Origin of the sequence: uncultured Porphyromonas sp. (assembly GCF_934359325.1) — a bacterium.
Classification (GTDB): domain Bacteria; phylum Bacteroidota; class Bacteroidia; order Bacteroidales; family Porphyromonadaceae; genus Porphyromonas_A.
Window position 1 is genome coordinate 1 of the sequence record NZ_CAKRLH010000066.1, and the last position, 8,139, is coordinate 8,139.

Here is an 8,139-nt window from a genome sequence, read left to right on the forward strand (position 1 = left end):
GAGACTCCGCTGCCTGAGTCGGAGGACTTTGCGGTCCTTATCGCTGACTACGACAGCAGCATCTGGTCTCACGATGCGCCTCGGCCGACAGTGATCAAGTTCTACTTCCCCGAGTGTCCCTATTGTCAGAGGCTAAGTCCCTACTATGACCGGCTTGCGAAGGAATATGAGGGCAAGGTGCAGTTTTATGAGATCAATACGCATGACGGCGAGAGGGAGCTGTCTTTATTCAAGAAGCTTGGCGGCAAGTATGTCCCCACCATTGTTTTTATAGACAAGAGCGGCGCCTTCAAGCTGGTGAGACCCATGAGTCTGTGGGGAAAGGATAAGGGCGCACTTATGGACGGTATGCGTGCGGAGACGGAGAAAATGCTCCAGAGCTACAAGCGATGACAGAGCACATCTACCTGATCGAGGAGGCTGACCCGGTCGTCTTCTTTGGCACCAATAGCAGCAACCTCACGCTCCTCAAGGATCTCTACCCTAAGCTCCGCATCATGGCGCGCGGGTCGGTGATCAAGGTGATGGGCGCCGAGGAGGAGACCGAGGAGATCCTCAAGGTACTCCACCGGCTGGAGAAGTATGCTGCGCGATTCAATAACCTTCCCGAGACCGCCGTCCTCGAGATCGTCAAGGGCGAGTCTCCCGATCGGAAGGGCGGCGACGGCGTGATCCTCTACGGCGCCTATGGTCAGCCGATCACCCCGCGCAGTGCCCACCAGCAGGAGATGGTTCAGCTGGTGGACCAGCACGACCTCGTCTTTGCCACCGGTCCCGCGGGTACCGGCAAGACCTTCCTTGCCATAGCGATGGCGGTGAAGTTTCTTAGAGAAAAGAGAGCTCGCCGGATCATTCTCTCTCGTCCTGCTGTGGAGGCGGGCGAGCGACTTGGATTCCTCCCCGGGGAGATGAAGGATAAGCTCGACCCCTACCTGCAGCCCCTCTACGATGCGCTGATGGAGCTGGTCCCGCCCACGCGGCTGCACGACTATATGGACACCGGCGTGATCCAGATCGCCCCGCTCGCCTATATGCGCGGCCGCACGCTCAATGACGCCATCGTCGTCCTCGATGAGGCACAGAATACGACCACGCACCAGATGCGGATGTTCCTCACCCGCCTGGGTAGCGAGGCGAAGATGATCGTCACGGGGGACATGTCGCAGGTCGACCTCCCCCGAGGCGTCACCTCAGGACTACGAGAGGCAGACCGACTCCTCCACTCGATCGAGGGGATCGGGTGGATAGACTTTGAGCGAAGCGATATCATGCGCCACGGTCTCGTGAAGAAGATCGTCGCCGTCTACGAGCAGGCGGACCGCAAGCGGGGAGCCGCTAAGGAGAAGAAGGAATAGACACTTTTTTACTACACACATATACATAACGTTTCCATACAATCATGGCAAAAGCACTTACTCAGACCGACCTCAAGCTGCCGGGCACGACTAACGTCTTCCACGGCAAAGTCCGTGATGTATACACTCTCGATAACGGCCTCCTGGTGATGGTCGCCACCGACCGCATATCCGCTTTCGACGTGATCCTCCCCAAGGGGATCCCCTTCAAGGGCGAGATCCTCAATCGCATCGCTGCGGCTAATCTCGATGCCACCGAGGACATTGTCCCCAACTGGAAGATCGCCACACCTGACCCGATGGTCACCATCGGTCACGCCTGTGAACCCTACAAGCTCGAGGTGATCGTCCGCGCCATCCTCACCGGTAGCGCCTGGCGCGCCTACAAGGCCGGCGAGCGGAACCTCTGCGGCGTGATCCTGCCCGAGGGGATGAAGGAGAATCAGTACTTCGATCACCCGATCCTCACCCCGACGACCAAGGCTGACTCCGGGCATGACATGAATATCACCCCGGAGGAGATCGTGAAGCAGGGGCTGATGACTGCCGAGGAGCTGAAGGCCATCTCCGACATTGCCCTCCGTCTCTTCGAGCGCGGAAGCGAGCTGGCGAAGAAGAAGGGACTCATCCTCGTCGACACGAAGTATGAGTTTGGTAAGAAGGACGGAAAGATCTACCTCATCGATGAGATCCACACGCCCGACTCGAGCCGCTACTTCTACGCCGACACCTATCAGGAGCTCTATGAGGCAGGGAAGCCCCAGCGCCAGCTCTCTAAGGAGTTTGTCCGCCAGTGGCTCATCGATCACGGCTTCCAGGGCGAGAAGGGACAGCAGGTGCCGGAGATGACCGACGCCTACTGCGACAGCGTCTCGGAGCGCTACATTGAGCTCTTCAATGACATCATGGACGAGCCCTTCGAGCGTCACGAGACCGGCGATATCGAGAAGCGCATAGAGACCAACGTCACCGACTGGATCCGTCAGCATGCCAAGTGAGCCGAGGCGGGAGAGTCCCGCCTTCCCCACCCAGATCCGGCAGATGTTTGACCAGATCGCGCCGCAGTACGATCTGCTGAATAAGCTCAACTCGCTCGGCCTCGATCGCTACTGGCGTCGCGTGCTGGTGCAGGCTGTCGCCGGCACCCACCCGAGACAGATCCTCGACGTGGCGACCGGCACGGGTGACGTGGCGATAGCGCTGGCGCACGCCTGTCCTGAGGCTCAGATCACCGGCATGGATCTCTCCCGGGAGATGATGGCTGTCGGTGTGCGTAAGGTGGAGGCTGCCGGGCTGGCAGATCGGATCGGATTTGGTGTCGGCGATGCGCTGGACATTGATCTGCCTGACGAGGCTGTCGATGCGGTCACCTGCGCCTTTGGCGTCCGCAACTTTGCCTCCCTGGAGCAGGGTTTCCGAGAGTTTGCTCGGGTGCTCACGCCCGGCGGCACCGTTGCTGTGCTGGAGCTAACAGAGCCGGAGAGCGGACTCCTCCACGCCGGCTACCGGCTCTACACCCGGCTCTACCTCCGGCGGATGGCGCAGCGCTACTCCGACGATCCCGAGGCGTACGACTACCTCCTCCACTCCGTGGCTCGCGTCCCAGCGAGGGAGCGAATGACCGCGCTCATGGAGCGAGCCGGTCTGGAGCAGTGCCATTACCGTATCTTCTTCCCCGGCGTCTGCGGGCTTTACGTAGCACGCAAGGCGTAGTGTCGGGAAACAAAAAAAGCTGTCCCCCGCTCGGAGCCTGTGTTTAGGCATCCAAGCGGGGGACAGCTTTAATTGTCCCAAGAAATAGGGGGAGAAAAAATTTGTGGTACATTTGAGGAAGTGGGCGAGGGCAGGGAGGAGCTATAGACTAAGGTATGATGTAGAGGTCTTGTATAGAGATCGAGATAGAGTATGATAACGGCTAAGACGATATTTCTCCCGCAGATCAAGCGGAGCCTCGCGACGGAGGAGCTGCTGAGCCCGGCGGAGGTTTTTGACCACTTCCGTAGTGAGTTTGAGGCGGTCGGCATCAGCGATGCGCTGGCCACTACGATGAATAACCATCCCTGGGCACTCCAGCGCCCGATCGTGGAGTCCTGTCGGCTCACCTTCTTCGACTACAGCTCGGAGGAGGGCAGTCGGGCATACATCCGGACGCTGGCGCTCCTGCTGACCGCTGCCGCGAGGGAGCTGAAGCTGCCTACGATGAAGCTCGAATTTGCCCTCGCTAAGGGTTACTACGGCACCATCGGCGACCGGCGTCCGACAACGGAGGAGCTGAGTCGGGTGCGTGCGTACGTCCAGCGTCTGATCGACGAGGACCTGCCGATACAGCGGACGAGACTATTTGCCGAGGAGGCGATTCAGTACATGGAGGAGCTGGGCGATGTGGACACGGCAGCCCTGATCAACGACTCCGGGCGCTACTCTGTGGTCCTCTGGGAGCTGAAGGGCTCGTACTACTATATTCTCCATCAGGTGCTGTCGCGGACGGGACAGATCCACCTCTTCGACCTCGAACCGGCTAATGACGGATTCCTGATCCGAGTGCCGGACCGGAGCGACCCCACCACACTGGCGGAGCGGGAGCTGCAGCCCAAGCTCTTCAAGGCTCTCGACTCGCAACATAGGCTGATCACCGGTCTGAGTGTGGAGGACGTGACGCCGCTCAATCTCCTAATCCGATCCGGTAGGACGACGCAGATGATCCAGGTGGCAGAGGCGCAGCAGGAGAAGCAGATCGCCGCCATCGCCTCCCACATCGCCCGTCTGCACAGGGACAAGGGGGTGTCAGCGGTGCTGATCTCGGGACCCTCTTCGTCGGGTAAGACCACCTTCTCCCGTCGACTGACGACCCAGCTGCTGACGCACCTGATCCGGCCTTACCCGATCTCTCTGGATGACTTCTATGTCAATCGCGCGATCACCCCGCACAATGAGGCGGGACAGCCGGACTATGAGTCGGTCTATGCGCTCGACCTTCCCTTCCTCAGGGAGACGCTGAAGGGGCTGGTCCGGGGGGAGGAGATGCCTATGCCGCGGTACGACTTTACCCTCGGACAGCGGGTGATGGACTCGAGGAATAACCTCCGACTCTCTGAGCAGGATATGATCATCATCGAGGGGATACACGGGCTCAATCCGATCATCCTCACTGATGCCGTGGAGGCGTCGTCGTACAAAATCTACGTCTCCGCCCTGACTGCCATATCCTACGACAAGCACAATTGGCTCAGCACAAGCGACAACCGCCTGCTGCGACGGATGGTGAGAGATGTGAAGTATCGTAACAAGCCGCCGGAGGAGACGCTTACCTCCTGGGCTGATGTGCGGGCTGGTGAGGAGAAGTGGGTCTTCCCCTATCAGGAGGAGGCGGACGTGATCTTCAATAGCGCCATGGTCTACGAGCTCGGGGCGCTGAGGCAGCAAGCAGAGCTGGCGATCAGTAGGGTGCCGGAGATGAGCCCAGTTTACCCGATCGCGGCGCGGCTGCAGCGGGAGCTCCGGTTCTTTGATCCGATCCCGGAGGAGCTGCTTCCTCACGGTTCGCTCCTGCGAGAGTTCATCGGTGGCAGCAGCTATCGTGACTGGTAATCTTCTTTTCCCTATATGACACAGAAATCAACGGCAGGCGATCTCGTCTTCCACTCCAAGCATATCGACATCCTGCGCTACCGGGTCCCCGGCTGGGAGGCTCTGGAGCCGCAAGCTCAGCGGTACGTCTATCACCTCGCCGAGGCGTGCCTCTACGGCCGGGACATTCTCTACCTGCAGCATCACCCGATGGCGCTCGCCGCGCGGACGATCCTGGAGGCGATCTGGGAGCAAGGGACCTTCCGCAATCACGATGTGGAGGATTATCTGACGCAATTCTGGATGTACTCCGGCTTCCACCACCACTACAAGGAGACCAAAACGGTTCCCGCCTTTAGCCGGACCTACTTCCACGAGGCAGTGCTGCAGCTGCCGTACGATGTGGAGGCGTACCTCGAGGCGCAGGGCTTCACCTTGGATGCTCTGGAGGAAATGATCTTCGACCCGACCAAGGACCCGCTGCGGCGGGCGGACGGCGACCGAGAGACACTGGTGGAGCGATCAGCGGTCAACTTCTACGGACCGGGCGTCACCACCGTTGAAGCGCAGAGGTTTTATGAGGAAAGGAAGGACAAGTACCGCATCGCTCCGGGGCTGAATAGCCGACTCATTAAGGATGAAAGGGGCGAGCTACGGGAGCTGACCGCCCATACCGATGGGCTCTACGGCGACTCTCTGCAGGCGATTGTCCGGCAGCTCACAGCCGCACTCTCTTACGCCCCAAGCGAAGCGGCAAGGGAAACCCTCCGGACGCTGATAGCCTACTACGAGAGCGGGGACATCGACGCCTTTGCCGACTACAGTGAGGCCTGGGTGCGCCTGCTGGAGCCGGTGGACCTGATCCATGGCTTCATCGAGACCTATGACGATCCGCTCGGGCTGAAGGGCTCCTACGAGGGGATCGTGGAGCTGGAGGATCCCGATGGAACCGAGCGGGTGCGCCGGATCGTGGAGCTGGCGGGCTACTTCGAGGAGCAGTCGCCCATCGACGAAGCTTACAAGCGGACAGAGCCCCTCGGTCGTGCCGCCCGCGCCATCGACGTGGTGATGCTGGCGGGAGACAGCTACCCCGCTTCGCCACTTGGGATCAACCTCCCCAATGACGAGCGTATGCGCGCCGAGGTGGGGAGCAAGAGTGTCACGCTCTCCAATATTTCCCTCGCCATAGACCGTTACCGCAGTGCCGTCTCGATAGACCTCTTCTATCACGGTGAGGAGGTGAAGGAGCGGCTGAGACGCTACGGCGCCGAGGCAGACATGCTCCACACCGACCTCCACGAGATCATCGGTCATGGCTCTGGGAAGCTCCTCCCCGGCGTCTCGGGCGCCGACCTGAGGGAGTACGACTCCTGCATCGAGGAGGCGCGGGCGGACATCAATGCCCTCTACTTCATCGCCGACCCGAAGTTGGTCGAGCTGGGTATCCTGCCTTCGACTGACGCTTACCGAGCAGAGTATGACCGCTACCTCACCTCCGCCCTCATCACTCAGCTCTCCCGACTCGGCGACGACATCGTACTGCGTGAGGCACATATGCAAAACCGCGCCCTCATCGCCCGCTACGCCCTGCAGTACCCCGAAGTGGTGACTATGGAGAAGGTCAATGGGGAGCACTTTGTCCTCATACACGACTACGAGCGGCTAAGAGAGATCTTTGGTGAGCTACTGCGAGAGCTGCAACGCATCAAGAGCTGCGGAGACTACGAGGCGGCAGCCGACCTTGTTGCCCGCTTTGGCACGGAGGTGGATCCTGAGCTGAAGGAGGAGGCGATCCGTCGCGACCGAGCCACCGGCATGGCGCCCTATATCGGCTTTGTCAATCCCTGCCTCTCGCTACGGGATGACAGTGTGGAGATCGACTACACCGAGGGATTTATAGAGCAAAACCTCCGCTACAGCGAGCAGTACCGCACGCTGGCGCTGCCCCTCGAGAGCTACCTCCGTAAGGAGCACAAGGTCTACGGCGAGGGGAAGTGGCACAACCGGCTCAATGCGATCCGGCAGCGGCTCCGCAAGCGGATGAATGGCGACGTCTCCAAGAGCATGCGCGACAAGGGACTGCAGTACGGGATCAACTTCGGCGTCAGCCTGCCCGACCTGCGGGAGATCGCCGAGGAGCAGCCGCGCGACCGCTCACTCGCCGACCTGATGTGGACGAAGGAGGTGCGCGAGATGCGCCTCCTCTCCCTGATGATCCGTCCCCGAGAGGAGCTGACCCGCAAGGATCTCCTCACGCTCGCCTCCCAGTGTCGCACGATCGAGGAGTCGGAGCAGCTGGTAGTCCTGCTGCTGATCGGATCCGGCGAGGAGGAACGTGTGGCTCGGGAGGTGGCGAAGCAGTCTCCCGACTCCGTCCTGCCGTGGGTGGTGCTGACCCGGCTCGCCGTCGCCGGCACTGCCTCGTCCCGATTTGTCAAGCACTCTCTCGACTCCGCCGCGGAGGTTCTGTCTGAGGAGCGCCCACTCCAGGCGACCTATATCCTGCGCGGTCTCTCCCGCCTTGCGGAGCGGCAGCCTGAGATGCGGCAGCGGATCGCCCGCTTCGCCCGAGCCCGTGCTGAGGAGACAGACCCATTCCGCAAGGGCGTGGGGGAGGAGCTGACTGACCTGCTGGATTACTTGAGACAATGAATGTACAGATAGAGAGATCCTGGAAGGAGGTGCTGAGGGATGACTTCGAGCAGCCTTACTTCCGACAGCTGACCGACCGAGTGCGGCAGGCTTACGCCGAGGGACAGTGCTTCCCTCCGCCACCACTGATCTTTAACGCCTTCAATCTCTGCCCCTTTGACCGAGTCAAGGTGGTGATCGTCGGGCAGGACCCCTACCACAACGTCGGGCAGGCGATGGGTCTAGCCTTCTCCGTCCCCAGTGGAGTGATGATCCCGCCCTCGCTTGACAATATATACAAGGAGCTGGCCGACGACCTTGAGGTGAAGAAGCCCCTATCCGGGGATCTGACCCACTGGGCTCGGCAGGGTGTCTTCCTCCCCAATGCGACCCTCACCGTCACTGCTCACCGCCCGCGCAGCCACCACGGCTGGGGCTGGGAGCACTTTACGGATAGGGCGATAGAGCTCCTCGCTGAGCGTCGGGAGCACCTCGTCTTCATCCTCTGGGGCTCGGATGCGCAGCAGAAGGCACGCCTCATCGACCCGGAGCGGCATCTGATCCTGCGGGCACCGCACCCCTCGCC

7 protein-coding genes are annotated in these 8,139 nt (G+C 60.8%); all 7 read left to right on the plus strand.

Annotation, left to right across the window (positions count from 1 at the left end):
• Window positions 1–393, plus strand: a 393-nt coding sequence (locus Q0F21_RS03845; RefSeq protein ID WP_297237569.1) for a thioredoxin family protein, incomplete at its 5' end; no start/stop codon positions are given.
• Window positions 390–1,355: a PhoH family protein gene (locus tag Q0F21_RS03850; RefSeq protein ID WP_297237571.1), complete on the plus strand. Its 966-nt coding sequence runs from the start codon at window positions 390–392 to the stop codon at window positions 1,353–1,355. The genes Q0F21_RS03845 and Q0F21_RS03850, both read left to right, overlap by 4 nt.
• 44 nt (window positions 1,356–1,399) lie before the next feature.
• Window positions 1,400–2,353 (plus strand): phosphoribosylaminoimidazolesuccinocarboxamide synthase, encoded by a 954-nt coding sequence (locus tag Q0F21_RS03855; protein ID WP_297237572.1) that lies wholly within the window; start codon window positions 1,400–1,402, stop codon window positions 2,351–2,353.
• Complete coding sequence (ubiE, locus tag Q0F21_RS03860; RefSeq protein ID WP_297237574.1) at window positions 2,343–3,068, plus strand: bifunctional demethylmenaquinone methyltransferase/2-methoxy-6-polyprenyl-1,4-benzoquinol methylase UbiE; 726 nt, start codon at window positions 2,343–2,345, stop codon at window positions 3,066–3,068. The genes Q0F21_RS03855 and ubiE overlap by 11 nt, the downstream gene beginning before the upstream one ends.
• 192 nt (window positions 3,069–3,260) lie before the next feature.
• Window positions 3,261–4,943: a nucleoside kinase gene (locus Q0F21_RS03865; protein WP_297237576.1), complete on the plus strand. Its 1,683-nt coding sequence runs from the start codon at window positions 3,261–3,263 to the stop codon at window positions 4,941–4,943.
• A gap of 15 nt (window positions 4,944–4,958) precedes the next feature.
• Window positions 4,959–7,574 (plus strand): hypothetical protein, encoded by a 2,616-nt coding sequence (locus Q0F21_RS03870; protein WP_297237578.1) that lies wholly within the window; start codon window positions 4,959–4,961, stop codon window positions 7,572–7,574.
• A partial coding sequence (gene ung / locus Q0F21_RS03875; RefSeq protein WP_297237580.1) for a uracil-DNA glycosylase occupies window positions 7,571–8,139 on the plus strand: 569 nt, incomplete at its 3' end. The genes Q0F21_RS03870 and ung, both read left to right, overlap by 4 nt.

What these genes read in the sequence shown, in the direction of transcription:
- Q0F21_RS03855 (WP_297237572.1), top strand. Translation starts at nt 1,400, where the DNA reads ATGGCAAAAGCACTTACTCAGACCGACCTCAAGCTGCCGGGCACGACT.
- Q0F21_RS03850 (WP_297237571.1), top strand. Translation starts at nt 390, where the DNA reads ATGACAGAGCACATCTACCTGATCGAGGAGGCTGACCCGGTCGTCTTC.
- ubiE (WP_297237574.1), top strand. Translation starts at nt 2,343, where the DNA reads ATGCCAAGTGAGCCGAGGCGGGAGAGTCCCGCCTTCCCCACCCAGATC.
- Q0F21_RS03865 (WP_297237576.1), top strand. Translation starts at nt 3,261, where the DNA reads ATGATAACGGCTAAGACGATATTTCTCCCGCAGATCAAGCGGAGCCTC.
- Q0F21_RS03870 (WP_297237578.1), top strand. Translation starts at nt 4,959, where the DNA reads ATGACACAGAAATCAACGGCAGGCGATCTCGTCTTCCACTCCAAGCAT.